Source organism: Citrobacter sp. CK189 (assembly GCF_030333505.1).
In the GTDB taxonomy this organism is placed as follows: domain Bacteria; phylum Pseudomonadota; class Gammaproteobacteria; order Enterobacterales; family Enterobacteriaceae; genus Citrobacter_B; species Citrobacter_B koseri.
Genome location: NZ_JAOWFV010000037.1, coordinates 69,909 through 96,205, shown reverse-complemented (window position 1 = coordinate 96,205; position 26,297 = coordinate 69,909). Strand labels below are relative to the sequence as shown.

General features: G+C 55.6%; 19 protein-coding genes. 8 read left to right on the top strand and 11 right to left on the bottom strand.

The window, feature by feature from the left end; translation table 11 throughout:
- Window positions 1–68: 68 nt before the first annotated feature.
- Window positions 69–1,577: a glycerol-3-phosphate dehydrogenase gene (glpD, locus tag OGV83_RS08265; protein WP_012135531.1), complete on the bottom strand. Its 1,509-nt coding sequence runs from the start codon at window positions 1,575–1,577 to the stop codon at window positions 69–71.
- Between the two features lie 202 nt (window positions 1,578–1,779).
- On the opposite strand from glpD, the gene glpE reads away from it, so the two are divergent.
- From glpE to OGV83_RS08250, 3 genes are all read left to right on the top strand, one after another.
- Window positions 1,780–2,106, top strand: a complete 327-nt coding sequence (gene glpE / locus OGV83_RS08260; protein WP_012135529.1) for a thiosulfate sulfurtransferase GlpE — start codon at window positions 1,780–1,782, stop codon at window positions 2,104–2,106.
- A gap of 75 nt (window positions 2,107–2,181) precedes the next feature.
- The gene (gene glpG, locus OGV83_RS08255) at window positions 2,182–3,012 is read left to right on the top strand and encodes a rhomboid family intramembrane serine protease GlpG (protein ID WP_012135528.1); all 831 of its coding nucleotides are present in this window, start codon (window positions 2,182–2,184) and stop codon (window positions 3,010–3,012) included.
- Between the two features lie 115 nt (window positions 3,013–3,127).
- Complete coding sequence (locus OGV83_RS08250; RefSeq protein ID WP_012135527.1) at window positions 3,128–3,886, top strand: DeoR/GlpR family transcriptional regulator; 759 nt, start codon at window positions 3,128–3,130, stop codon at window positions 3,884–3,886.
- Window positions 3,887–3,933: 47 nt separating this feature from the next.
- Here OGV83_RS08250 and malT read toward each other — a convergent pair whose 3' ends face one another.
- Window positions 3,934–6,639 (bottom strand): HTH-type transcriptional regulator MalT, encoded by a 2,706-nt coding sequence (gene malT / locus OGV83_RS08245; RefSeq protein ID WP_012135526.1) that lies wholly within the window; start codon window positions 6,637–6,639, stop codon window positions 3,934–3,936.
- A 617-nt stretch (window positions 6,640–7,256) separates the two neighbouring features.
- On the opposite strand from malT, the gene malP reads away from it, so the two are divergent.
- Together malP and malQ are read left to right on the top strand one after the other, a co-directional pair.
- Window positions 7,257–9,650, top strand: coding sequence for a maltodextrin phosphorylase (gene malP, locus OGV83_RS08240; RefSeq protein WP_058668199.1), 2,394 nt, complete (start codon window positions 7,257–7,259; stop codon window positions 9,648–9,650).
- A gap of 9 nt (window positions 9,651–9,659) precedes the next feature.
- Window positions 9,660–11,747: a 4-alpha-glucanotransferase gene (gene malQ, locus OGV83_RS08235; RefSeq protein WP_200093163.1), complete on the top strand. Its 2,088-nt coding sequence runs from the start codon at window positions 9,660–9,662 to the stop codon at window positions 11,745–11,747.
- Window positions 11,748–11,878: 131 nt separating this feature from the next.
- Here the strand turns inward: malQ and gntT are convergent, their stop codons facing one another.
- From gntT to gntX, 3 genes are all read right to left on the bottom strand, one after another.
- On the bottom strand, window positions 11,879–13,195 hold the full coding sequence (gene gntT, locus OGV83_RS08230) for a gluconate transporter (protein WP_012135522.1): 1,317 nt from the start codon (window positions 13,193–13,195) through the stop codon (window positions 11,879–11,881).
- A gap of 349 nt (window positions 13,196–13,544) precedes the next feature.
- Window positions 13,545–14,120 (bottom strand): Fe-S biogenesis protein NfuA, encoded by a 576-nt coding sequence (nfuA, locus tag OGV83_RS08225; RefSeq protein ID WP_012135521.1) that lies wholly within the window; start codon window positions 14,118–14,120, stop codon window positions 13,545–13,547.
- Between the two features lie 58 nt (window positions 14,121–14,178).
- Window positions 14,179–14,862 (bottom strand): DNA utilization protein GntX, encoded by a 684-nt coding sequence (gntX, locus tag OGV83_RS08220; RefSeq protein ID WP_024131016.1) that lies wholly within the window; start codon window positions 14,860–14,862, stop codon window positions 14,179–14,181.
- 37 nt (window positions 14,863–14,899) lie between these two features.
- Here gntX and bioH point away from each other — a divergent pair, with 37 nt between their 5' ends.
- Window positions 14,900–15,670, top strand: a complete 771-nt coding sequence (bioH, locus tag OGV83_RS08215) for a pimeloyl-ACP methyl ester esterase BioH (RefSeq protein WP_047460677.1) — start codon at window positions 14,900–14,902, stop codon at window positions 15,668–15,670.
- An 83-nt stretch (window positions 15,671–15,753) separates the two neighbouring features.
- Here bioH and feoC read toward each other — a convergent pair whose 3' ends face one another.
- The 5 genes from feoC to greB form a co-directional block, all read right to left on the bottom strand.
- Window positions 15,754–15,990 carry a [Fe-S]-dependent transcriptional repressor FeoC gene (feoC, locus tag OGV83_RS08210; protein WP_012135518.1) on the bottom strand — a complete coding sequence of 79 codons (237 nt, stop codon included), beginning with the start codon at window positions 15,988–15,990 and terminating at the stop codon, window positions 15,754–15,756.
- A gap of 11 nt (window positions 15,991–16,001) precedes the next feature.
- The gene (feoB, locus tag OGV83_RS08205) at window positions 16,002–18,320 is read right to left on the bottom strand and encodes a Fe(2+) transporter permease subunit FeoB (protein WP_115181033.1); all 2,319 of its coding nucleotides are present in this window, start codon (window positions 18,318–18,320) and stop codon (window positions 16,002–16,004) included.
- Window positions 18,321–18,338: 18 nt separating this feature from the next.
- Entirely contained in the window at window positions 18,339–18,566 is a 228-nt protein-coding gene (gene feoA / locus OGV83_RS08200) for a ferrous iron transporter A (protein ID WP_012135516.1), read from the bottom strand.
- Window positions 18,567–18,991: 425 nt separating this feature from the next.
- Entirely contained in the window at window positions 18,992–21,322 is a 2,331-nt protein-coding gene (locus tag OGV83_RS08195; protein ID WP_012135515.1) for a Tex family protein, read from the bottom strand.
- Between the two features lie 97 nt (window positions 21,323–21,419).
- Complete coding sequence (gene greB / locus OGV83_RS08190; RefSeq protein ID WP_012135514.1) at window positions 21,420–21,893, bottom strand: transcription elongation factor GreB; 474 nt, start codon at window positions 21,891–21,893, stop codon at window positions 21,420–21,422.
- 226 nt (window positions 21,894–22,119) lie between these two features.
- Here greB and ompR point away from each other — a divergent pair, with 226 nt between their 5' ends.
- Together ompR and envZ are read left to right on the top strand one after the other, a co-directional pair.
- On the top strand, window positions 22,120–22,839 hold the full coding sequence (ompR, locus tag OGV83_RS08185; RefSeq protein ID WP_001157751.1) for an osmolarity response regulator transcription factor OmpR: 720 nt from the start codon (window positions 22,120–22,122) through the stop codon (window positions 22,837–22,839).
- Window positions 22,836–24,188 carry a two-component system sensor histidine kinase EnvZ gene (envZ, locus tag OGV83_RS08180; RefSeq protein ID WP_012135512.1) on the top strand — a complete coding sequence of 451 codons (1,353 nt, stop codon included), beginning with the start codon at window positions 22,836–22,838 and terminating at the stop codon, window positions 24,186–24,188. Before ompR ends, envZ begins: the two co-directional genes overlap by 4 nt.
- Window positions 24,189–24,476: 288 nt before the next feature.
- On the opposite strand, the gene pckA is transcribed toward envZ, so the two are convergent.
- Complete coding sequence (gene pckA, locus OGV83_RS08175; RefSeq protein WP_012135511.1) at window positions 24,477–26,096, bottom strand: phosphoenolpyruvate carboxykinase (ATP); 1,620 nt, start codon at window positions 26,094–26,096, stop codon at window positions 24,477–24,479.
- Between the last annotated feature and the right edge of the window lie 201 nt (window positions 26,097–26,297).

Genomic DNA, 26,297 nt, shown 5'->3' with positions numbered 1-26,297 from the left:
AGAAATTAAGGTGGGGGGGATAGTGAAAATAAAGGAGGGGCTACGGAAGCCGCCCTCCTTTATGAAGATTAAGACGCCAGCGACAACTGACGTTTGCCAATATATTCCGCCAGCCACTGGCTCACGCGGGACTGCTGCTCGGCGTTGAGCCACATCCCTTCTTTGGTGCGGCGCCACAACGCGTCGTCCGCACGACGTACCCATTCGTGATCCACCAGATACTTCAGCTCCGCTTCGTAAAGTTCGTGACCGAAATCTTCACCTAACTCGGCAACGGAGGTGGCTTCGCCGAGTATCCACTCGGTATTGCTGCCGTAGGTGCGGGAATAATGACGCGCCAGCGACTCCGTCAGGAACGGATAGCGGCGGCGCAGTTTGGCCGCGTAATCTTCACGATCGCCGCCGATATCCCCGCCAGGAAGCACGCACTCTTTAGTCCAGGCCGGGCCAATGCCCTGGTAATAGGACGACAGTTTTTCCATCGCGTGTTCGGCCAGCTTACGATAAGTGGTCAGCTTACCGCCGAATACCGACAGCAGCGGCGCTTTGCCGTTTTCATCGTGGATATCCAGCGTGTAGTCACGGGTGATCGCCTGCGGAGAATCAGACTCGTCGTCGCACAGCGGACGCACGCCGGAGTAGGTCCAGACGATATCGTCGCGGCCCAGTTGTTTCTTGAAGTGCGCGTTATAGACTTTCAACAGGTAATTGATTTCGCTTTCATCAATTTTCACTGCTTTCGGATCGCCTTTGTACTCCACGTCAGTGGTGCCGATGATTGAGAACTCATCCATCCACGGAATCACAAATACGATACGCTTATCTTCGTTTTGCAGGATATAAGCCTGTTTCTGCGTATGCACGCGCGGCACCACAATGTGGCTGCCTTTGATCAGACGAATGCCGTAGGGTGAAGGCAGGTGCATACCGTCGTCGAAGAACTGTTTTACCCACGGCCCCGTGGCGTTGACCAGACCACGCGCCTGCCAGGTGTGCTTTTTACCGGTATCGATATCTTCCGCTTCTACGATCCACAGACCGTTTTCACGACGGGCAGAGGTCGCTCGGGTACGGGTTAACACTTCCCCGCCTTTACGCACCACCATTTGGGCGTTTGCCAGAACCAGACGCGCATCGTCTACCCAGCAGTCAGAATATTCGAAACCGCGCACGATCTCAGGTTTCAGCACCGAATCTGCGCCAAAACGCAAACCGGTTGAACCGGGCAGACTGGTGCGTTTGCCCAGATGATCGTACATAAACAGACCAATTCGGATCATCCATGCCGGGCGCAGGTGCGGGCGGTGAGGCAGGCGGAAGCGCATCGGGAAGGCGATGTGCGGCGCCATTTTCAGCAGCACTTCACGTTCGGCCAGCGCTTCGCTGACCAGGCGGAATTCGTAGTGTTCAAGGTAGCGCAAGCCACCGTGAATTAATTTAGAGCTGGCGGAAGAGGTTGCACAGGCCAAATCCTGCGCTTCCAGCATGAGCACGGATAAACCACGTCCGGCGGCGTCTGCCGCGATACCCGCACCGTTAATGCCCCCGCCTATCACAATCAGATCTTTGGTTTCCATGCTACCCTCTTGCACTTTCGTTAAAGCTCAAAAATGTTCGTTATCGAGCATAATAGCAAAAAAACGAGCTGGTGGTAACATCGAAAAAACATTTTAGAGTGATACATATAACATTATGGCGTTTACTTACCCCGGCGACGTACACTGAACGGTAAAATAGCCATCTGCATATAAAGCCTGCATATAAAAGAAAGAGAGACTCATGGATCAGTTTGAATGTATTAATGTCGAAGAAGCTCACCAGAAACTGCACCAGGGAACGGCGGTGCTGGTGGATATCCGCGATCCGCAAAGCTATGCGATGGGCCACACGCCGCAGGCGTTCCATCTGACCAACGATACGCTGGGCGCGTTTATGCGCGACCATGATTTCGATACCGTGGTGATGGTGATGTGCTATCACGGCAATAGCAGCAAAGGCGCGGCACAGTACCTGCTACAACAGGGTTATGACGCGGTTTACAGTATTGATGGCGGGTTTGATGCCTGGCACCGCCATTTCCCCTCAGAGGTGGCATTTGGCGCTTAAGCCCACAAAGATGCAGCCTGAAGCCGGAAGGGCCTATATACTGTCCTCTTTTGTGTGGACTAAGCGACAGCAACAATGTTGATGATTACCTCTTTTGCTAACCCCCGCGTGGCGCAGGCATTTGTTGATTACATGGCGACGCAGGGCGTTATCCTGACGATTCAACAACATCATCAAAGCGATGTCTGGCTGGCGGACGAATCTCAGGCCGAGCGCGTGCGGGCGGAGCTGGCGCGCTTTCTGGAAAATCCCGCCGATCCGCGTTATCTGGCGGCAAGCTGGCAGTCCGGTCATACCGGCAGTGGGCTGCACTATCGCCGTTTCCCGTTTATCGCCACATTGCGCGAGAGGGCGGGCCCGGTCACCTGGCTTATTATGATCGCCTGTATCCTGGTGTTCGTTGTGATGAGCATCGTCGGCGCGCAGAGCGTCATGGTGTGGCTGGCGTGGCCGTTTGATCCGTCACTGAAATTTGAGTTCTGGCGCTATTTCACCCATGCGTTTATGCACTTCTCGTTAATGCATATCCTCTTCAACCTGTTGTGGTGGTGGTATATCGGTGGGGCGGTGGAAAAGCGTCTGGGCAGCGGAAAACTGATCGTTATTACCGTCATCAGCGCATTGCTGAGCGGTTATGTACAGCAGAAGTTCAGCGGCCCGTGGTTTGGTGGGCTTTCCGGCGTGGTTTACGCGCTGATGGGTTACGCCTGGCTACGTGGTGAACGCGATCCGCAAAGCGGCATATATCTACAGCGTGGGCTTATTGCTTTTGCGTTGATCTGGATTGTTGCCGGGTGGTTTGATGTGTTTGGCATGTCGATGGCGAATGGTGCGCACATCGCCGGGCTGGCCGTGGGGCTGGCGATGGCATTTGCTGACACGGTGAATGCGCGAAAACGAACATGATTGGGGTTGCGCCGGATGGCGGCGAAACGCCTTATCCGGCCTACTAAAAATGCACGGTCGGTAGGCCGGATAAAACGCCATGCGTCGCCATCCGGCAAAATTCCAGGGAATAACAATGAAACAGACACAACGTCATGACGCTATCATCGAACTGGTAAAAAAGCAGGGATACGTCAGCACTGAAGAACTGGTGGAACATTTCTCCGTCAGCCCACAAACCATCCGTCGGGATCTCAACGACCTGGCGGAGCAGAATATGATCCTGCGCCACCACGGCGGCGCGGCGTTGCCTTCCAGCTCGGTAAACACGCCGTGGCACGATCGTAAAGCGACGCAAACGGCGGAGAAGGAACGTATTGCACGGAAAGTCGCTACGCAAATCCCCAACGGTTCAACGCTGTTTATCGATATCGGCACGACGCCGGAAGCGGTGGCGCATGCCTTGTTGGATCACAGTAACCTGCGCATTGTGACCAACAATCTCAACGTGGCGAACACGCTGATGGTGAAAGAGGATTTTCGCATTATTCTCGCTGGCGGTGAGCTTCGCAGCCGTGACGGCGGCATTATTGGCGAAGCGACGCTCGATTTCATCTCTCAATTCCGCCTGGATTTTGGCATTCTGGGGATCAGCGGTATCGACAGCGACGGGTCGCTGCTGGAATTTGATTATCACGAAGTACGCACGAAACGCGCGATTATTGAAAATTCACGCCATGTGATGCTGGTTGTGGATCACTCTAAGTTTGGTCGTAATGCGATGGTGAATATGGGCAGCATTAGCCTGGTGGATGCCGTCTATACCGATATGACGCCGCCAGCAGGGGTATTGCAGGTGCTTACCGACCACCATATTCAGTTAGAGTTGTGCTGATCATCGTGATTGTAGGCCCGGTAAGCGTAAGCGCCACCGGGCAATCATCACACCCCGTACCCCATCATTTTCAAAAGCCTCTGCGCATGTTGTACGGCGTCCTGACGATGCGCGACGCCGAGCTTCTGATATAAATTGCGAATGTGCGTTTTGATGGTCGTGGCCGCAACCGCCAGCTCGCCGGCGATTTGCTCGTTGCTGTAGCCGGAATAGATCAGTCCCAGAACCTGCCACTCACGCTGCGTTAGCGGGCTGGTGCGGATCAGCTCCGGTACGTCCGGGTGATTTAACAGCCGCTCCACAAAGCCTTCGTCAAAATGGGCGAACTTATGTCGATGGTGCTGGTTAATTTCCCGCAGGATGCGCTGTGCGCGATGTTGTTCAAGCTCCGGCAGCGTATTCAACTGAATCAACTGACGCAGTTGCTGCGCCATCGCTTCGCCTTCAATCACAAAGTGGCTGATGAAACCGGTACGGTTCGCCAGTTGCAGCGCATCAAGCAACACCCGCTGGGCGTCGTTTTTACGTCCGGCCTGCCAGTACAGCTGATTAAGCAACAGCAGGTTACGGTTAAGATCGCTCATTAAACGCAGGCTACGGGCGTTCTCGTTTAGCTCTTCCAGCACAATCTCTGCGGATTCAAACTCACCCAGCAGGATCTGCGCCCTGGCGATATTACGCCACTGGCCTTGCAGGAAGTGGTTGTTAGCAAATTCTGGTTTCGGCGTATGACGCAGCCAGTTGGCGGCGGACTTCTTATCGCCCGTCATCTGCCAGTAAATCACGCGAACCTTATCGGCATTGGAAATCCAGTCGCTGTGATACTGGCCGTTGCCCAGCAGGTTCTCCAGACGGTTCAACTGCGTGCGGGCATTATCCAGATCGCCGCGCGCCAGCGAGCACTGCACCAGCAGCGCCAGACACTGCAATTGCTGCTGCGGCTGGAATGCGGAAAGCACATCAATACCGCTGCGGGCGGAGGCTTCCGCTTCGTCAAGACGCGCCCATGCCCACAGAAGCTGCGCGCGAATGCGCATCAGGAACTCGTGCATCGGCAACTGTTCGAGATGTTGCTCTTTAATCAGCTGGAACGCTTTCTCCTGGGTTTCCCAGGCGGCCTGCAAAAAGCCCTGGGCGAAGAGAATTTCACTTTGTTGGAGCAGGCTCCAGAGGGCGTAATGCCAGACGTCATGATGACGTGACATTTGCTCAGTTTGCTGCATCAACGACAGTGAACGGGAGAGATCGCCTTTACAGTGCAGCACTTCGCCGTGTACGGAGGTGGCGACAATACGGCTGTAAAACCAGGCGATCGGCAGCTCATCCAGCGCCAGTTTTGCCAGCCGTTCCGCTTCATCCGGGTTGCCGTCGTTAATCGCGACCTGAGCGCGCAGGGCGTTGAATTCCGCATGCAGCGTACCGTCCATCATGCCCTGAATTTCTTGCTCAGCGCGCGCCAGCAGGGTATTCACTTCGCTGTAGCGGTGCTGGCTTTGCATCAGCCATGCCTGCAACAGAACCAGCCGCGGGTTTTCCAGCAAACTTTCCCACGGCAGGGCCTTTAACGACTCTTCCAGCAGCGCCAGCTCACTGTGGTTAAATAGCCCCCACGCATGATTCAGCAGGATATCGCGCAGCATATGCGCATCGCCCGCCGCCAGGGCATGGTGAATGGCTTCGCTGGGGAAACCTTGCGCCATCCAGCTTTCGGCGGCAGCGCGGTGGATATCCGGTAGCTCGGTCGCCAGTTCCCACTGGCAACGCTGACGCAGGAAGCTGCCAAACAGCGGGTGATAGCTGAACCATTCGCCCGTATCGTCCATACGTTGCAGGAACAGCCCCTGACGCTCAATCTCCTCCAGACGCATCTGCCCGTTCTCTTCGCCCGTCACGCGCACGATCAGCGCATCGTTCATCGAACGCAGGATGGCGCTTTTCAGCAGAAAATGCCGGGTACTCACGTCCACGTTGTCCAGCACTTCATCGACCAGGTAATCAGACAGATGGCTGGCGTTAATTCCCGCCAGGCGTCGCGCAGACTGGTGCGCGGAGTTATTGTTCTGGCGGGCGGAAAGGGCGATAAGCTGTAGCGCGGTTGCCCAACCGGCGACGTCGTCGCACATCCGGCTGCTCTCGGCGGCTTCGATAGGCGAGGACAGACGGCGGTCAAAGAACTGTTTTGCTTCCTGATGGTTAAAGGCTAATTGCTGGCTGCCGATTTCCAGCAGCTGATCGCGAACGCGCAGGTTAGCGATGCCGAGCTGCGGTAAATTACGCGACAGCACGACCAGCGTGAGATTTTCGGGCTGATGGCGCAGGAAAAAGCGCATCGCGTCGTGGATCACCGGGTTTGTGATCAGATGGTAATCATCAATGACCAGATAAAGCGGGCGATGCCACTCAGCCAACTCAATAAAGAGTTGCGCGAAAAGGGAGGTCAGGCTGACGTACTGGCGTTTTTGCACCATGACTTCACTGGTGGAGCAATGCCCGCCCGTTGCCTGCTGAAGCGCGGCAATTAAATAACTGGCGAATCGCTCCTGCTGGTTGTCGCCTTCATCCAGCGAGAACCAGCCTAACTCGTTTTTCCCGGCAGCCCACTGTGAAACAAGCGTGGTTTTCCCATAGCCCGCAGGGCTTGTTACCAGGGCCAGCCTGAAATTGTTCGCGCCGGAAAGTTTAGCCAACAGGCGCTCACGAACCACCGTATGGTCGAGTCGAACCGGACGACTTAATTTAGACGGAATCAACATAGTAATCACTTCACTGTGAGGAAATGGGGAAATGCGATTTTTTTTGCGCTTCGTAATTAATAGATATAAGGTCGGACAGAAACCGGTTTAATGCAAGCTATGCAAGTTTTTTGTGTGTCTGAATTTGCACTCTGTCACAATTCTAAATATCCATTGCAAGAAACGGTTTAGCACGGTCTGAGTGTGCGTGGAGACTGGGATGGTGCCCGATCCTGCCTGCCCCAAATAATGCCATTTCCTCTGTGTGGTTACTGTACTTTTTAATGAAAGTCAGGAAGTAATGAACTCAGGGAATTATTCAGGAACGGAAATAACTGAATGGGTTTGATATTTCAGGTTAGAAACTATTTCCGCATTTACATATTCACTTTCAATAAACCTCCGCGATTTAATTATTTGTGTCATCGTGCGTAAAACGGCGTGCAGTCGCAGGTATGCTGTGCGGTAATTCGACGTATTCACCGGCAATCCACTACCTTTAAGTGGCGGCGATCACACTTTTATGCTCATCCCCACTACTCCTCCCTGCCTAATCCCGGGTGGGATGAGGAAGGTCAACATCGAGCCAGGCAAACTAACGATAACGTTGTTTTATTACCTGAGGATTCGGAATTTCTATGTCACAGCCTACCTTCAACAAAGATCACTTTCAGGCTGCCCTGATGCGTCAGTGGCAGCGTTTCGGTTTACTGTCGGCTCATGAGATGACATCTCGCCAGTGGTGGCAGGCCGTTAGCGGCGCACTGGCTGAATTGCTCAGCGCGCAACCTGCGGCGAAACCGGCTAAAAACCAGCGTCATGTTAACTACATCTCGATGGAATTCCTGATTGGCCGCCTGACCGGGAACAACCTGTTGAATCTGGGCTGGTATCAGGCGGTGAGCGATGTGCTGAAAACGCACGACGTCAACCTGACCGACCTGCTGGAGGAAGAGGTTGATCCTGCGCTGGGCAACGGTGGTTTAGGGCGTCTGGCGGCATGTTTCCTGGACTCTATGGCGACGGTAGGCCAGTCCGCAACGGGCTATGGCCTGAACTACCAGTATGGGCTGTTCCGTCAGTCTTTTGTCGATGGGCAACAGATGGAAGCGCCGGATGACTGGCATCGCGGTAGCTACCCGTGGTTCCGTCACAATGAACAGCTTGATGTTCAGGTCGGTATTGGCGGTAAAGTGACGAAGGACGGGCGTTGGGAACCGGGTTTTGTGATCACCGGGCAGGCGTGGGACTTGCCGGTGCTTGGCTACCGGAACGGCGTCGCACAGCCGCTGCGTTTGTGGCAGGCCGCGCATGCGCATCCGTTTAACCTGACCAAATTCAACGACGGCGATTTCCTGCGCGCGGAGCAGCAGGGTATCGATGCGGAAAAACTGACGAAAGTCCTCTATCCGAACGACAACCACACCGCAGGCAAAAAGCTGCGCCTGATGCAGCAGTATTTCCAGTGCGCCTGCTCGGTAGCGGATATTCTGCGTCGTCACCACCTGGCGGGGCGCAAATTGCATGAGCTGGCGGAGTATGAGGTCATTCAACTCAATGATACTCACCCGACCATCGCTATCCCTGAACTGCTGCGCGTGCTGCTCGATGAGCACCAGCTAAGCTGGGACGACGCCTGGGCCATCACCAGTAAAACGTTCGCCTACACCAACCATACGCTGATGCCGGAGGCGCTGGAGTGCTGGGATGAGAAACTGGTGAAAGCGCTGCTGCCGCGCCATATGCAGATCATCAAAGAGATTAATGACCGCTTTAAGAAACAGGTTGATAAAACCTGGCCGGGCGATAAGCAGGTGTGGGCGAAGCTGGCGGTAGTGCACGACAAGCAGGTGCGGATGGCCAATATGTGCGTGGTCAGCGGCTTTGCGGTCAACGGCGTTGCGGCGCTGCACTCCGATCTGGTGGTGAAGGATCTGTTCCCGGAATATCACCAGCTGTGGCCGAACAAATTCCACAACGTGACCAACGGCATTACGCCGCGTCGCTGGATCAAACAGTGCAACCCGGCACTTGCAGCGCTGCTGGATAAGTCGTTGAAGAAAGAGTGGGCTAACGACCTCGATCAGCTGATCAACCTGGAGAAATTCGCCGACGACGCGGCGTTCCGCAAAACGTATCGTGAGATTAAACAGGCGAATAAAGTCCGCCTGGCCGAATTTGTGAAAATGCGCACCGGGATTGAAATCAACCCGCAGGCGATTTTCGATATCCAGATTAAGCGCCTGCACGAATATAAGCGCCAGCACCTGAACCTGCTGCATATTCTGGCTCTGTACAAAGAGATCCGCGAAAATCCGAAAGCAGACCGCGTGCCGCGCGTGTTCCTGTTTGGCGCAAAAGCGGCGCCGGGCTACTATCTGGCGAAAAACATCATCTTCGCCATTAACAAGGTGGCGGAAACCATCAACAACGACCCGAAAGTCGGCGATAAGCTGAAAGTGGTCTTCCTGCCGGACTACTGCGTTTCGGCGGCGGAAATGCTGATCCCGGCGGCGGACGTCTCTGAGCAGATCTCTACTGCCGGTAAAGAAGCCTCCGGCACCGGCAATATGAAGCTGGCGTTGAACGGCGCGCTGACGGTCGGTACGCTGGATGGGGCGAACGTTGAGATCGCCGAACAGGTCGGGGACGAGAACATCTTTATCTTCGGTCATACCGTGGAAGAGGTGAAACGGCTGAAGGCCAAGGGCTACGACCCGGTGAAATGGCGTAAGAAAGACAAAGTGCTGGACGCGGTGCTGAAGGAGCTGGAAAGCGGCAAATACAGCAACGGCGACAAGCACGCTTTTGATCAGATGCTGCACAGCATTGGCAAACAGGGGGGCGATCCGTACCTGGTGATGGCGGACTTTGCCGCCTACGTTGCGGCACAAAAGCAGGTGGACGTGCTGTATCGCGACCAGGATGCCTGGACCCGGGCGACGATCCTGAACACCGCGCGTTGCGGGATGTTCAGCTCGGATCGCTCCATCCGCGATTATCAGGCTCGTATCTGGCAGGCAAAACGCTAAGGAAGCGCCATGGAACGCAAACGTCTGGATAATGCCGCGCTGGCGGCGGGGATCAGCCCCAATTACATCAATGCCCACGGTAAACCGCAGTCGATTGGCGCCGAAACCAAACGGCGTTTGCTTGATGCGATGCACCGCGCCACCGCCGCCACGAAGGTGGCGGTAACGCCAGTGCCGAATGTGATGGTGTATACCGCAGGCAAGAAGATGCCGCTGGCGGTAGAAGGCAGCGGCGATTTTAGCTGGCTGCTGACCACCGAGGAGGGCGTACAGCACAAGGGGCACGCCACCGGCGGTAAAGCCTTTACGCTTCCGGCAAAGCTGCCGGAAGGGTATCACACGCTGACCCTGACTCAGGGCGAACAGCGCACGCACTGCCGGATCATCGTGGCGCCGAAACGCTGCTATGAGCCGCAGGCGCTGCTGACCGGACAGAAGCTGTGGGGAGCGTGCGTTCAGCTTTATACCCTGCGTTCGGAAAAAAACTGGGGGATTGGCGACTTTGGCGATCTCCAGTCGATGCTGACGGATGTTGCGAAACGCGGCGGCGCATTTATTGGCCTGAACCCGATTCACGCCCTCTACCCGGCAAACCCGGAGAGCGCCAGCCCGTACAGCCCCTCATCCCGCCGTTGGCTGAATGTCATTTATATCGACGTGAATGCCGTTGACGATTTCCGGTTGAGCAAAGAGGCGCAGGCCTGGTGGAACACGCCGGCGACGCAGCAGACATTGCAGCGCGCACGGGACGCCGAATGGGTTGATTATTCTGCTGTTACCGCGCTGAAAATGACCGCCCTGCGGATGGCATGGAAAGGTTTTGCGCTTCGTGATGACGAGCAGATGGCGGCGTTTCGCCACTTTGTCGCCCAGGAAGGCGACAGCCTGTACTGGCAGGCGGCATTTGACGCGCTGCACGCGCATCAGGTGAAGGAAGATGAGTTGCGCTGGGGCTGGCCGGTCTGGCCGGAAGCGTATCAGTCAGTGAACTCGCCGGAAGTGAAACAGTTCTGTGAAGATCACCGCGATGAGGTGGACTTTTACCTCTGGTTACAGTGGCTGGCGTATACCCAGTTTGCCGCCTGTTGGGCGGTATGCCAGGGTTATGATATGCCGATTGGCCTGTATCGCGATCTGGCGGTAGGGGTTGCGGAGGGCGGGGCGGAAACCTGGTGCGACCGTGAGCTGTATTGCCTGAAAGCGTCGGTGGGCGCGCCGCCGGATATCCTCGGCCCGCTGGGGCAGAACTGGGGACTGCCGCCGATGGACCCGCACATCATCGCCGCCCGCGCCTATGAGCCGTTTATTGAACTGCTGCGCGCCAATATGCAGAACTGCGGCGCTTTGCGTATCGATCATGTTATGTCGATGCTGCGTCTGTGGTGGATTCCTTACGGTGAAACGGCGGATCACGGGGCGTATGTGCATTACCCGGTGGACGCCCTGCTCTCTATTCTGGCGCTGGAAAGTAAACGTCATCGCTGCATGGTGATTGGCGAAGATCTGGGGACGGTGCCGGTGGAAATCGTGGGTAAACTGCGTGACAGCGGCGTTTACTCGTATAAAGTGCTCTATTTCGAGAATGATCATGAGAAGAACTTCCGCGCGCCGAAAGCGTACCCGGAACAATCAATGGCAGTCGCGACGACGCATGACCTTCCTACGCTGCGTGGCTACTGGGACAGCGGCGACCTGACGCTCGGCAAAACGCTGGGGCTTTACCCGGATGAAGTGATATTGCGTGGGCTGTATCAGGATCGTGAGCTGGCGAAGCAGGGTCTGCTGGACGCGTTGCACAAATACGGTTGCCTGCCGAAACGCGCCGGGCATAAGGCGTCGCTGATGTCGATGACGCCGATCCTCAACCGTGGAATGCAGCGTTACATTGCGGACAGCCATAGCGCATTGCTGGGGTTGCAGCCGGAAGACTGGCTGGACATGGCGGAGCCGGTCAATATTCCAGGCACCAGCGACCAGTACAAGAACTGGCGGCGCAAGTTGTCCACGACGCTTGAGAAGATGTTTGCCGATGACAAGGTGAATAAACTGCTTAAGGATTTGGACAAGCGGCGAAAAGCGGCCGCGAAGAAGAAGTAAAAAAAGCCGGGAAATTCCCGGCTTTTTTATGATGACAACACGTAGGCCTGATAAGCACAGCGCTATCAGGCAATTCTGGCGCACATTGCCGGATGGCGGCTTTGCCTTATCCGGCCTACAGGCCGTCTCGGTTACACCACCATTCCCAGCAGCAGACACCCAATCAGGCCGCAGACGGAGATAATGGTTTCCAGCATTGACCAGGACTTGATGGTTTCGCCGATGGTCAGGTTGAAATACTCTTTGAACAGCCAGAAGCCTGGATCGTTTACGTGAGAGAAAATGACGCTACCGGAACCGACGGCGATAACCATCAGCTCAGGGCTTACGCCCGTCGTCGCAATCAGCGGCGCCACGATACCACCCGCGGTAATCGCGGCCACGGTGGCAGAACCGAGCGCGATACGCAGTACGGCTGCGATGGACCATGCCATGAACAGCGGAGAAACGTTGGTTTCGTTCATCATGGACGCGATGTATTTGTCTACGCCGCTATCAACCAGTACCTGCTTGAATGCGCCGCCGCCGCCGATGATCAGCAGCATCATCGCGATGATTTTGATTGAGGAACCCAGCGTGTCGTTAATCTGATCCATTGAGCGGCCACGGTTCAGACCGAACGTGAACATCGCAATCAGTACCGCAATCAGCGTTGCCATTACCGGGTCGCCAAAGAACTCAGCAACCGGCAGGAAGGCATGACCTTTTGGCAGCACCATTTCTGCAACGGCGCGCATGGCCATTAAAATAACCGGCACCAGAGAAGTCCAGACGCTGACGCCAAAGCCAGGCATCTCTTCTTCAGTAAAGTTTTTTGCGCTGTACAGACCTTCCGGGATCGGCTTATCGATGCCTTTCAGGAAGCGGGCAAATACCGGGCCAGCGAGAATTACGGTCGGGATAGCCAGAATCGTACCGAACAGCAGGGTTTTACCCATATCGGCGTGGAAGATCGTGGCGATGGCGGTCGGGCCTGGGTGCGGAGGCAGGAAGCCGTGGGTAACGGACAGCGCTGCCGCCATCGGTACGCCGACATACAGCAAAGGAATGCTGGCCGCCGCTGCGATGGTGAATACCAGCGGCAGCATCAGCACGAAGCCCACTTCATAGAACAGTGCGAAACCTACCGTGAAACCGGTTAATACCACTGCCCACTGGATGTGTTTTTTACCAAATTTGGCAATCAGCGTGGTCGCGATGCGCTGTGCGCCGCCGCAGTCTGCCAGCATTTTGCCCAGCATGGCGCCGAAACCCATAATCAGGGCGAGGCTACCAAGAGTACCACCAACACCAGCTTTAATAGAGCCAATGACTTTATCCAGCGGCATTCCTTGCATCAATCCAACAGCAAGTGCCACCAGGACGAGAGCGATGAAACCGTTCATTTTGAAGCGGATCATCAGGAGTAATAACAAAATTACACCGATAGCGACGATGACTAATGGCATGATTTACCTGGCCTTTCATTTGTTATGGGTAACGTCGGTGTGTCGACGAAAAATTCCGCTTGTCCCAACCGGGAACAGAAGCGTAACGGCACCAACACTGATTGACTTTAACACTATCTGGTTTAGTCGGCTGTTATGGGGATGTTTGGTGCCCATATGAATGATACGGGTAACATATAGCGATTGAGAATCACCCTGGCAGGCAAAATTTAAATTATGAGAGGCAGGTCATGTTATCGGAGGGGAAAAGCGGAAGATATCATCACGCCGGATGGCGGCGTAAACGCCTTATCCGGCCTACGGGATATACATTGTAGGCCCGGTAAGTGACGCGCCACCGGGCAGAATCTTAGTAGTAAGAGTGCTCGCCGCGCTGGTGTTCGGTCAGATCGCGAACGCCTTTCAGCTCAGGGAATTCATTCAGCAGCTGCTTCTCGATCCCTTCTTTCAGGGTCACATCGACCATCGAGCAACCGTTACAGCCGCCGCCAAACTGCAAAATGGCGTAGCCTTCGTCGGTGATCTCCATCAGAGAGACGCGACCGCCGTGACCGGCAAGCTGCGGGTTGATCTGCGATTGCAGCATGTACTCCACACGTTCCATCAGCGGCGCATCATCAGCAACCTTACGCATTTTGGCGTTTGGCGCTTTCAGCGTCAGCTGAGAACCCAGCTGATCGGTGACGAAATCGATCTCGGCATCTTCCAGATACGGCGCGCTCAGTTCATCAACATAAGCGGTCAGCAGGTCAAATTTCAGGGCAGTGTCGCTTGCTTCCACGGCGTCCGGCGGACAATAAGAAACGCCGCATTCAGCGTTAGGCGTACCGGGATTGATCACAAATACACGGATTTGTGTCCCTTCTTCCTGATTTGCCAGCAGTTTGGCAAAGTGCGCTTGTGCAGCATCGGAAATATGGATCATAGTAATGGCCTAATAGTTGACTATTTTACTTGGTTATAATACGCCCATCATCGAGGCTCTACAAGGTTCGACACAGGCACCATACCTGGACAGTCGCCGCGCCGTTGCGCAAAAGCAGCTGCGCGATCTCCGCGACGGTACTTCCGGTAGTGACGACATCATCCACAATGACCATATGGAGTCCCTGTACCGGCAATTCAAGGCGAAACGCATTTTTCAGGTTATGTTTGCGCAATCGGGCGCTGAGATGGTGCTGAGTGGCGGTGGCGCGAAGGCGCGTGACGCTTCGGCTGTCCCAGCCGCAGCCCAGCCAGCGCGCCAGGGGGCGACACAGCAGATCGCTTTGGTTAAATCCCCTGCGCCAGTGGCGGCGCTGCCAGAGCGGCACGCTGACTAAGCGATCCGGTAGCGGAAGCGTCGATGCGCGGTGCGCGTGTAAGACTTCCAGCAACAGCAGGCGTGAAAGGGCGGCGGCGACGTCGCTGCGGCGAGAGAATTTTAGCTGGTGGATAAGTAAACTCAGCGGCGGTACGTAGTCGCTGACCGTCACCAGACGCTGCCACGGCGGGGGTTTTTGCAGACAACGCCCGCAGGGAATGGCGGCGTGCGCAGCGGGTAATCCACACTGTGGGCACAGGCTGACGCGGCGACGCGCCGCTCTCGTGCAAACCGAACAAATCCCCCAGTGACTCAACGCCAGCGGCATTCGGCATAGCCAGCATAATCCCGGTACTGTTAGCATATGTTCATCCTTGTTAGCCAAAAGAGAACAGTAACTGATGAATGACATCTGGTGGCAGACTGAAGGTCAGGGAAATTGCCATCTTGTGCTGCTGCACGGATGGGGACTGAATGCGGAAGTGTGGAATTGCATTCGTGAGGAACTCAGCGCGCATTTCACGCTGCATCTTGTCGATTTACCCGGATTTGGCCGCAGCCAGGGTTTTGGCGCGATGTCGCTGGAGCAGATGGCGGAGCATGTGCTGAAACAGGCGCCTGATAAAGCCGTCTGGCTTGGCTGGAGTCTGGGAGGGCTGGTGGCGAGCCAGGTGGCGTTAACCCATCCTGAACGCGTTCAGGCGCTGGTGACCGTCGCGTCATCGCCCTGTTTCAGCGCTCGCGAAGCGTGGCCGGGTATTAAGCCGGATATCCTGGCGGGATTTCAACAGCAGCTCAGCGAAGATTTCCAGCGTACGGTGGAACGTTTTCTGGCGCTGCAAACGTTGGGCACCGAAACCGCGCGTCAGGATGCCCGCACGCTGAAAAGTGCCGTGCTGGCGTTGCCGATGCCGGAGGTTGCGGTGCTGAACGGTGGGCTGGAGATATTGAAAACGGCCGACCTGCGCGAGCCGCTTAAATCGCTGACCATGCCGTTCCTGCGTCTGTATGGTTATCTGGATGGTCTGGTGCCGCGCAAAGTCGTGCCGATGCTGGATGCCGCATGGCCGGAGAGTGAATCGCAGGTGTTTGCAAAGGCCGCCCATGCGCCGTTTATTTCGCATCCCGGCGAATTTTGTCAGGCGTTGATGGCGTTAAAGCAGAAGATATAATTATTGTCTATGCAGTGCCGGATAGCGGCGTAAACGCCTTATCCGGCCTACATGTTAGCTACCGTTCGCCATCCGGCAGAACGTTAACGCAACGTCCACCACTCCCGGAGACAGGCTTTTCCTTCCGGGCAGCTTTTGCAGCTACCGGACAGACAGCCGTCGGGATCTTCCTGAATCCGCACGGCCCTGCCCATATTCTCCAGTTGATTCAGCATCGCGTCGATCATCGGCTGCGGCGTATGCAGCGTGCGGCTAATCTGCATTGCCTCCATACGCCCCTGCAAAGCCAGTAAATCACGAACCTGAATAAGTGACGCCATTGTTCTCAACCTTAGTGACAGTTGCCGGCAGGGCTTGCGCAGCAGGCGCTGGCCGTTTTACGCGTCGCCAGCAGTTCGATATCCACCCGGCTGCGGGCGCGCCGTAACAGCCCCAGCACCACGATGTTAAACAGGATGACCGCCAGAATGCAGACCAGGCTATAGGTCGGATGCTGGCTAAAGCTTGCAACCTGATAGAACAGGGTAGACAGCGAGTAGGCGATATTCAGCCCCCACAGAATCGAGAAGCTCATCCAGCCGCGGCTGGATTCACGCGCGATAGCCCCCATCACCGAGATGCACGGTACATACAGCAGAACGAAAATCAGATAGCTGTATGCGGCAGCGGCGCTGCCAAACTTCGCGTCCATCACGCCCATCGCCCCGGTCGCCATTTCACCGTCGCCTTTGCTGGCTTCGATTGGGTTAGCCAGTACGCTAAGGCTGAAGGTGTCTTTCAGGCTTTGCCAGGTTTCATCGACCGCGCCCAGCAGCTCGTCGCCGAGATGGAAGTCAGCCGGATTAAACTCTTCTTCCTGAATATTTTCAGCGGTATAGAGGGTGTTCAGCGTCCCCACCACCACCTCTTTCGCCATTGCGCCGGTGAACAGGCCAACGGTCGCCTGCCAGTTATCTTCATGAACGCCAATCGGTTTAAAGACAGGCGTAATCACGCGGCTGATGGACGCGAGTGCAGAGTCGTTGATGTTATCGACGATTTTTCCGCTCAGGGAGAAGCTGTTAAACGCGCTGAGGAAAATACTGACGATGATGATGACCTTACCGGCACGCAGCACAAAGCCTTTCAGGCGTTGCCAGGTCTGGATCACCAGGCTTTTGATGTGCGGCACATGGTAGACCGGCAGTTCCATCACGAACGGAGAGGCTTCGCCGCGCATAATCGTGTGTTTAAGCATCAGGCCGGTCAGTACCGCCATCACGATACCCAGCACATACAGCGAGAAAACCGCCAGCGCGCCGTTTTGCCCAAAGAACGCGGCGGCAAACACGGCGAAAATCGCCAGACGTGCGCCGCAGGACATAAACGGCGCCATCATAATGGTCATCAGACGTTCACGCGGCGCGTCCAGGGTACGGGCACCCATTACGGACGGGACGTTACAGCCAAAGCCGACAATCAGCGGCACGAACGATTTACCCGGCAGCCCCAGCGCCTGCATCAGACGGTCCATAACGAACGCCGCGCGCGCCATGTAGCCGGAGTCCTCCAGGAAAGAGAGGAACAGGTACATCATGCCGATCTGCGGCACCAGCGGCAGAACGGTATTGATACCGCCGCCCAGCCCTTGCGCGAGGAAAATGGTGAGCCAGTCCGGGAAGTGCAGCGTGTAGCCGATCCACTGAATGCCGTGAATAAAGAGCGCCACGGAACCCACGTCGAACAGCGGTTGCAGCGCGCCGCCAATGTTAATGGCCAGCAGGAACATCAGGTACATGACGAACAGGAAAATCGGCAACCCGAGGAAACGGTTCAGGATGACCTTATCCACCGCTGCGGTGAAACGGCTGGGTTCCGCCGTCAGGGTGTTGCTGACCACGTCGCAAATTGCGGCGATGCACTGATAACGCGCATCGGCGATGTGCAGCGCCGGGTCATCCATCTCTTTGCTCAGGCGAGTGAGCGACGCCTCAAGGTTTTGCGCGGCATTACCGGCGTAAACGCGGCTGTAGATATCGCCTTCCAGCATCTGCAAGCCTAGCCAGCGGCGCTGTTGCGCTGGCATATCCGCCGCCATGACATCGGCCAGCGATTCGGCCTCGCGCAGCAACGGCCGGGCATAATGTGCCAGCTCAACGTTTTCGTTTTCTTTATAGCGATCGATAGCCAGTTTCAGGGCTTCAATCCCACGGCCGCGTGTGGAAACCAACGGCACAACCGGGCAACCAAGGCGTGCGGACAGCGCGTCGATATCAATGCGAACCTGCTGTTTCTCCGCGATGTCGAGCATGTTGAGCGCCACAATGCAGGGAATGCCCAGCTCAAGCAGTTGCAGCGTCAGGTAGAGGTTGCGCTCAAGGTTAGAGGCATCCACCACGTTGATCAGCAGGTCTGCGTCGCCGCTCAGAATGTAATGGCAGGCGATTTGTTCATCGAGGGAGGTTTGTGACGAAATGGTGGTCAGTGAATAGGTGCCGGGTAAATCGACCAGCGTGACCTGATGGTCGGTTGTTGCGAACTGACCTTCTTTGCGTTCAACGGTAACACCCGCCCAGTTCCCCACACGCTGACGCGCGCCGGTGAGCTGGTTAAATAATGTTGTCTTGCCGGAATTTGGATTACCAATTAAACCAATGGTTAATTTTTTCATTTTTATAGACTCACCGAATTAACAGGAAACCGCTTCCACTTCTAATAACGCCAGATCTTTCTTACGTAATACCAGGCTCACGCGGCGAGTTTCGATATGAATAGGATCGCCTAATGGGGCGACGCGCACTACGTTAAATGAAGAACCTGGCAACATGCCGAGTGAAAGCAGTTTCTGACGGTATGCCGGGCTGATTTCATGGGAAAAGCCGGTAATTTTCCACGCCGTGTCTGGAATGAATTGCATAGGGGGCCTACTTGTTTCTCGCTAACTGGACGTATACCTCATGCGCGCTCAGAAGGCGGCATAAGACCAGATGATTAGCCAACGAAAGAAAGATTAAATAATCAACAAGACAATGATAATGAGAATGGTTTTTATCATCAATGATTAAAATGTGACGGAATGTAGAAATGGATAATAAATTGAGTCAGTTTTGACATGGCTCAACATTTATTCGTCTTAAAAAGAACGTGTTGATTTAAACATTATTCAGCGTTGCTAATGTTTAATTAAGGTTTCATCTGTTAATGAATTGATAATTACCAGTGCTGGCAACAGGCGGGTAATGAATTAAGCAATTTAATTCGTAAGATTTAATTGTTAATTTCAAATATAACGGCCGGATGGCGGTATAGATACCTCATCCGGCCTACAAGCATAAGGCTTGATTAGCGTTTTTTACCCATTGCGGCCGCCAGCGCGTCCATCATGGCGCTGTTGCCCGCAGGCTGCGCATCACGACCACGCGGCTTCGCCGCTTTTGCCGCCGGGCGGTTGCCCTGGGCGCGATCGTTGCCGCCGCCGCGACGGGCGTTGGTTTCACCCGGCTGCTCGTCCAGACGCATAGTCAGCGCGATGCGCTTACGTTGCAGGTCAACCTCCAGCACTTTCACCTTCACGATGTCGCCCGCTTTCACCACGGTGTGTGGATCTTCGACGAACTTATTCGACAGGGAAGAGATGTGCACCAGACCGTCCTGATGTACGCCGATATCCACAAACGCGCCAAAGTTGGTGACGTTGGTTACGGCGCCTTCCAGAATCATGCCCGGTTGCAGGTCGTTCATGGTTTCTACGCCATCAGCAAACTGCGCGGTTTTGAACTCTGGACGCGGGTCGCGGCCCGGTTTTTCCAGCTCTTTGATGATGTCGGTAACGGTTGGCACGCCGAATTTGTCGTCGGTGAAATCCACCGCTTTCAAATTGCGTAGCTCGCTGCTGTTTCCCATCAGCGCTTTCAGCGCCTGTTGGGTGGCGGCAAGAATACGCTCGACCACCGGGTAGGCTTCCGGGTGAACGGTAGAGGCATCCAGCGGGTTATCGCCGTGGTTGATGCGCAGGAAGCCCGCGCACTGTTCAAAGGCTTTCGGCCCCAGACGGCTCACTTTCAGCAACTGCTGGCGGTTCTGGAACTGACCGTTTTCATCACGCCAGGCGACGATATTCTGCGCCATCATGCGCGTTAAGCCTGCCACGCGGGTCAGCAACGGTACGGACGCGGTATTGAGATCGACGCCGACGGCGTTTACGCAGTCTTCCACAACGGCATCCAGCTTACGGGCAAGCTGGGTCTGGCTGACGTCGTGCTGATACTGGCCGACGCCGATGGATTTCGGATCGATTTTCACCAGCTCCGCCAGCGGGTCTTGCAGACGACGGGCGATAGAGACCGCGCCGCGCAGCGAAACGTCCAGATCCGGGAACTCCAGCGCCGCCAGCTCGGAAGCGGAATACACCGATGCTCCGGCTTCGCTGACGATCACTTTCTGCGCCGTCACTTTCGGGAACTGTTTCTGCACGTCGAGGAAGAAGCGCTCGGTTTCGCGCGATGCCGTGCCGTTACCAATCGCCACCAGCTCAACGTTGTGTTTTTCGCACAGCGCGGCAACCGCCACCGCAGCTTTAGCCGCCTGACCGGTATGTGGATAAATGGTGTCGGTGGCGACCAGTTTACCGGTGCCGTCCACTACGGCAACCTTCACGCCGGTACGCAGACCCGGATCGAGACCCATAGTCGCGCGCAGGCCAGCAGGCGCCGCCATCAGCAGATCGTGGAGGTTGCGGGCAAAGACGTTAATGGCTTCATCTTCCGCGCGTTCACGCACGGTGCCCATCAGTTCGGTTTCGAGATGCATCAGGACTTTGATACGCCATGTCCAGCTCACCACGCCTTTGCGCCAGCTATCCGCCGGGGCGTTGTTCAGACGCAGGCCGAGGTGATCCTGGATGATCTGCTCGCAGTGGCTCTCTTTGGGCGGCTCATCGAATTGCGGGTCGGCATTCAGCGACAGTTGCAGCACGCCTTCGTTGCGGCCACGGAACATCGCCAGCGCACGGTGTGAAGGGACGGTGGCGATCGGTTCGTGATGATCGAAATAATCACGGAATTTCGCCCCTTCCTCCTCTTTGCCGCTCACGACGGTCGCGACCAGGTGGGCGTTCTTCCACAGATAATCGCGCACTTTCGCCAGCAGCGCCGCGTCTTCGGCAAAACGCTCCATCAGGATATAACGTGCGCCATCAAGGGCTGCTTTGGCATCCGCCACGCCGTTGTCAGCGTCGATGTATTTTGCCGCTTCCGTTTCCGGGGTGTGGGAGGGATCTGTCCACAGCAGGTCAGCCAGCGGTTCAAGTCCGGCTTCGATGGCGATTTGCCCGCGCGTGCGACGCTTGGGTTTGTAGGGCAGGTAGAGGTCTTCGAGTTCGGTCTTACTTAACGTGCCGTTGATGGCGTTAGCCAGCTCATCGGTCAGCTTGCCTTGCTCGGAAATAGACTTGAGAATGGCCTGACGTCTGTCTTCCAGTTCACGCAGATATCCCAGACGGGTCTCCAGATTACGCAACTGCGTGTCATCCAGCCCACCGGTGATCTCCTTACGATAACGTGCGATAAACGGCACGGTGTTCCCTTCGTCAAGCAGGCGAACGGCAGCGTCTACCTGTTCGGCGCGTGCCTGAATTTCACCCGCGATAATGCGGCAGAAAGAATCATTCATCATGGATTTAGTTTCATCTGAGTAAAAAATCAGGGGATAGTTATACGGATTGACTGGCAAAATTGCCAGTCATCAGCGGGGGCTTCGGATTGTTCCGGCGCTATTTTACGTATTCGATCTCATTAACGTACCAGCTGGCCTCGCCGGCGGGTGTGTGTACTACCGCGAGATCGCCCACTTCTTTTTTCAGCAACGCCCGCGCCATAGGCGAGTCGATGGAGATGTAATCCTTACGACCGAAAATTTCATCGTAGCCGACGATGCGAAAGCGGCGGATATCGCCCTCATCGTTTTCGATCTCCACCCACGCGCCGAAGAACACTTTGCCTTCCTGCTGCGGGGAATAATCGACGATTTTCAGGTTTTCCATGCATTTGGTCAGATAACGAACACGACGGTCGATCTCACGCAGGCGCTTTTTATTATACTGATAGTCGGCATTTTCGCTGCGGTCCCCAAGACTCGCAGCCCAGGTCACTTTTTTGGTGACTTCCGGGCGCTCTTCCCGCCAGAGATAATTCAGCTCGTGTTTGAGTTTTTCGTACCCTTCCCGGGTAATCAGGGGCGTTTTCATCTCGTTGATTTACCTTTGACTATTTGGCGATGCGCACAATACGTATTACGTGATCGCCGCAGCAGAATAAATAATGTGTCGCAAGATTAATTGTATACTTAAGCTGCTGTTAAATATGCTTTGTAACAATTTAGCCTGGAATTTATACCAGAATTCGCTGGTGACGAACGTAAGCTTTTTTAAGAATACACACATTCAATTGTTGCGAACCTTTGGGAGTAAAACAATGCAAGAGAATTATAAGATTCTGGTGGTGGATGACGATATGCGCCTGCGCGCGCTACTGGAACGTTATCTGACCGAGCAGGGCTTCCAGGTTCGAAGCGTGGCAAACGCCGAGCAAATGGATCGTCTGCTGACCCGTGAGTCCTTCCACCTTATGGTACTGGACCTCATGCTGCCTGGCGAAGACGGCCTGTCAATTTGCCGCCGTCTGCGCAGCCAGAGCAACCCTATGCCGATCATCATGGTGACGGCGAAGGGCGAAGAAGTGGACCGCATTGTGGGTCTGGAGATCGGTGCCGACGACTACATTCCGAAGCCGTTCAACCCGCGTGAACTGCTGGCGCGTATTCGCGCTGTGCTGCGCCGTCAGGCGAACGAACTGCCGGGCGCGCCTTCGCAGGAAGAAGCGGTAATCGCCTTCGGTAAGTTCAAGCTGAACCTCGGCACCCGCGAAATGTTCCGCGAAGACGAACCGATGCCGCTCACCAGCGGTGAATTTGCGGTACTGAAAGCGCTGGTCAGCCACCCGCGCGAACCGCTCTCCCGCGATAAGCTGATGAACCTGGCGCGCGGTCGTGAATACTCTGCGATGGAACGCTCCATCGATGTGCAGATCTCCCGTCTGCGCCGCATGGTGGAAGAAGATCCGGCGCATCCGCGTTACATTCAGACCGTCTGGGGCCTGGGCTACGTCTTTGTACCGGACGGTTCTAAAGCATGAGGCGAATGCGCTTCTCTCCGCGAAGTTCATTTGCCCGCACGCTACTGCTCATCGTCACCTTGCTGTTCGTCAGCCTGGTGACGACTTATCTGGTGGTGCTGAACTTTGCGATTCTGCCGAGCCTCCAGCAGTTTAATAAGGTTCTGGCCTACGAAGTTCGTATGCTGATGACCGATAAGCTGCAACTGGAGGACGGCACGCAACTGGTGGTGCCGCCTGCGTTCCGCCGGGAAATCTATCGTGAGCTGGGGATTTCTCTCTATTCCAACGAGGCTGCCGAAGAGGCCGGGCTGCGTTGGGCGCAACACTATGAATTCTTAAGCCATCAGATGGCGCAGCAGCTGGGCGGCCCGACGGAAGTGCGCGTTGAGGTCAACAAAAGCTCGCCGGTGGTCTGGCTGAAAACCTGGCTGTCGCCCAATATCTGGGTGCGCGTGCCGCTGACGGAAATCCATCAGGGCGATTTCTCCCCGCTGTTCCGCTATACGCTGGCGATTATGCTGCTGGCGATAGGCGGCGCATGGTTGTTTATTCGTATCCAGAACCGACCGCTGGTCGATCTTGAACATGCTGCGTTGCAGGTGGGGAAAGGCATGATTCCGCCGCCGCTGCGCGAGTATGGCGCGTCGGAGGTGCGCTCTGTGACCCGCGCCTTCAACCATATGGCAGCAGGCGTGAAGCAACTGGCTGATGACCGTACCTTGCTGATGGCGGGCGTGAGCCATGATTTGCGCACACCGTTGACGCGTATCCGCCTGGCTACCGAAATGATGGGTGAAGAGGACGGCTATCTCGCGGAGTCCATTAATAAGGACATCGAAGAGTGCAACGCCATTATCGAACAATTCATCGATTACCTGCGTACCGGTCAGGAAATGCCGATGGAGATGGCCGATCTGAATGCCGTGTTGGGTGAGGTTATTGCGGCGGAAAGCGGCTACGAGCGGGAAATTGATACTGCGCTGCAACCGGGCAGTATTCAGGTGAAAATGCATCCGTTGTCGATTAAACGCGCGATCGCCAATATGGTGGTCAATGCCGCCCGTTATGGCAATGGCTGGATCAAGGTCAGCAGCGGTACGGAACCGCATCGCGCCTGGTTCCAGGTTGAGGACGATGGGCCGGGCATTAAGCCGGAACAGCGTAAGCACCTGTTCCAGCCGTTTGTACGTGGCGACAGCGCGCGCAGCACCAGCGGCACCGGGTTGGGGCTGGCGATTGTGCAGCGTATTGTGGATAACCATAACGGTATGCTGGAGATTGGCTCCAGTGAGCGCGGTGGGCTTTCTATTCGCGCCTGGCTGCCGATTCCGGTCGCTCGCGTGCCGGGTTCGACGAAAGACGCATAAGAAAAGGGAGGCGAAATGCCTCCCTTTTTGTTTCTCAGCGCCCGGTGGCGCTACGCTTACCAGGCCTACAACAACGTATGCTTCGTAGGCCGGATAAGGCGCAGCCGCCATCCGGCATTGCGCCCGGTGGCGCTACGCTTACCGGGCCTACAACAATGTGTGCTCCGTAGGTCGGATAAGGCGCAGCCGCCATCCGGCATTGCGCCCGGTGGTGCTACGCTTACCGGGCCTACAACAACGTGTGCTCCGTAGGCCGGATAAGGCGCAGCCGCCATCCGGCGTGTTTTTTTACAGCTTCGGCCCGGCGCTGACCAGCGCTTCACCGGCTGGGGTATCGGTGTATTTCTCGAAATTCTCGACAAACAGTTTCGCCAGCGCGGTGGCTTTTTCCTGCCACTGTTCCGGTGACGCGTAGGTGTTACGCGGGTCAAGAATACGTGTCTCTACGCCCGGCAGCTCGGTCGGGATCGCCAGGTCAAACATCGGCAGATTAAAGGTTTCCGCATTATCCAGAGAGCCGTTCAGGATGGCGTCGATAATCGCGCGCGTATCTTTGATGGAGATACGTTTGCCCGTGCCGTTCCAGCCGGTGTTTACCAGATACGCCTGCGCGCCGGATGCCTGCATGCGTTTGACCAGCACTTCAGCGTACTGCGTCGGGTGCAGCGACAGGAACGCCGCGCCGAAGCAGGCAGAGAAGGTTGGCGTCGGTTCGGTAACGCCGCGCTCAGTACCAGCCAGTTTAGCGGTAAAGCCAGACAGGAAGTGGTACTGCGTCTGGTCAGCCGTCAGGCGAGAAACCGGCGGCAGCACGCCGAAAGCGTCGGCAGTCAGGAAGATGACTTTGGTTGCATGGCCCGCTTTTGATACCGGCTTAACGATGTTATCGATGTGATAAATCGGGTAGGAGACGCGGGTGTTCTCGGTTTTGGAACCATCGTCGAAATCGATGGAGCCATCTTCGCGAACGGTGACGTTTTCCAGCAGCGCATCGCGACGGATAGCGTTGTAGATTTCCGGTTCGGCTTCTTTAGACAGCTTGATGGTTTTCGCGTAGCAGCCGCCTTCAAAGTTAAACACGCCATCGTCATCCCAGCCGTGTTCGTCATCGCCGATCAGACGGCGTTTCGGGTCGGTGGAGAGGGTGGTTTTCCCGGTGCCGGAAAGCCCGAAGAAGACCGCGACGTCGCCTTTCTCACCCACGTTGGCGGAGCAGTGCATGGAAGCAATGCCTTTCAGCGGCAGCAGGTAGTTCATGACGGAGAACATCCCTTTTTTCATTTCGCCGCCGTACCAGGTGCCGCCAATTAACTGAATGCGTTCAGTCAGGTTGAAGGCCACGAAGTTTTCAGAGTTCAGCCCCTGTTCCTTCCACTGCGGGTTGGTGCATTTCGCGCCGTTCATCACGATAAAATCTGGTTTGAAATCCACCAGTTCTTCGTCCGCAGGACGGATGAACATGTTTTTGACAAAATGCGCCTGCCAGGCGACTTCCGTGATGAAGCGAACGGAGAGACGGGTATCCGCGTTAGCGCCGCAGAAGGCGTCAACGATGAACAGGCGTTTGCCGGAGAGTTGCTGAGTTACCAGCCCTTTCAGGTGCTGCCAGGTTTCCTGGGACAGCGGTTTGTTGTCGTTCTTGCCTTTGCCTTTGTCGGACCACCAGAGCGTGTCACGCGTGGTGTCGTCACGGACAATGTATTTATCCTTCGGCGAACGTCCGGTAAAGATACCAGTATCAACGGCAACGGCGCCCAGATTCGTTAATACGCCGCGCTCGTAACCTTCCAGAGTAGGATCGAGTTCCTCCTGGTACAGCAGGTCGTAGCTGGGGTTGTAAACGATATCCTGAACGTCATTGATACCATAAGCCTTGAGATCTTGCGGGGTTAAGCTGTTAACGCGCATGTCACTACTCCTTAGCCAATATGTATTACCTGAAATTGTAGGGTTTTTTAGGGTTTGTTAACCGCGACGAGGCTCATAGATTTACGTATCTGGACAAAATCACGATTGACCGAAAACGCTGTGACTCCTGTCACGAAGCGGTGCTTATTATGGCAGAGAACCCTTTTTTGTTGTGGAAAATGTTCTTAAAACGTTAAAAAT

Excerpts from the sequence above, each read along its gene's own strand:
- glpD (WP_012135531.1), bottom strand. The coding sequence starts at position 1,577 with ATGGAAACCAAAGATCTGATTGTGATAGGCGGGGGCATTAACGGTGCG.
- glpE (WP_012135529.1), top strand. The coding sequence starts at position 1,780 with ATGGATCAGTTTGAATGTATTAATGTCGAAGAAGCTCACCAGAAACTG.
- glpG (WP_012135528.1), top strand. The coding sequence starts at position 2,182 with ATGTTGATGATTACCTCTTTTGCTAACCCCCGCGTGGCGCAGGCATTT.
- OGV83_RS08250 (WP_012135527.1), top strand. The coding sequence starts at position 3,128 with ATGAAACAGACACAACGTCATGACGCTATCATCGAACTGGTAAAAAAG.
- malT (WP_012135526.1), bottom strand. The coding sequence starts at position 6,639 with ATGTTGATTCCGTCTAAATTAAGTCGTCCGGTTCGACTCGACCATACG.
- malP (WP_058668199.1), top strand. The coding sequence starts at position 7,257 with ATGTCACAGCCTACCTTCAACAAAGATCACTTTCAGGCTGCCCTGATG.
- malQ (WP_200093163.1), top strand. The coding sequence starts at position 9,660 with ATGGAACGCAAACGTCTGGATAATGCCGCGCTGGCGGCGGGGATCAGC.
- gntT (WP_012135522.1), bottom strand. The coding sequence starts at position 13,195 with ATGCCATTAGTCATCGTCGCTATCGGTGTAATTTTGTTATTACTCCTG.
- nfuA (WP_012135521.1), bottom strand. The coding sequence starts at position 14,120 with ATGATCCATATTTCCGATGCTGCACAAGCGCACTTTGCCAAACTGCTG.
- gntX (WP_024131016.1), bottom strand. The coding sequence starts at position 14,862 with ATGCTAACAGTACCGGGATTATGCTGGCTATGCCGAATGCCGCTGGCG.
- bioH (WP_047460677.1), top strand. The coding sequence starts at position 14,900 with ATGAATGACATCTGGTGGCAGACTGAAGGTCAGGGAAATTGCCATCTT.
- feoC (WP_012135518.1), bottom strand. The coding sequence starts at position 15,990 with ATGGCGTCACTTATTCAGGTTCGTGATTTACTGGCTTTGCAGGGGCGT.
- feoB (WP_115181033.1), bottom strand. The coding sequence starts at position 18,320 with ATGAAAAAATTAACCATTGGTTTAATTGGTAATCCAAATTCCGGCAAG.
- feoA (WP_012135516.1), bottom strand. The coding sequence starts at position 18,566 with ATGCAATTCATTCCAGACACGGCGTGGAAAATTACCGGCTTTTCCCAT.
- OGV83_RS08195 (WP_012135515.1), bottom strand. The coding sequence starts at position 21,322 with ATGATGAATGATTCTTTCTGCCGCATTATCGCGGGTGAAATTCAGGCA.
- greB (WP_012135514.1), bottom strand. The coding sequence starts at position 21,893 with ATGAAAACGCCCCTGATTACCCGGGAAGGGTACGAAAAACTCAAACAC.
- ompR (WP_001157751.1), top strand. The coding sequence starts at position 22,120 with ATGCAAGAGAATTATAAGATTCTGGTGGTGGATGACGATATGCGCCTG.
- envZ (WP_012135512.1), top strand. The coding sequence starts at position 22,836 with ATGAGGCGAATGCGCTTCTCTCCGCGAAGTTCATTTGCCCGCACGCTA.
- pckA (WP_012135511.1), bottom strand. The coding sequence starts at position 26,096 with ATGCGCGTTAACAGCTTAACCCCGCAAGATCTCAAGGCTTATGGTATC.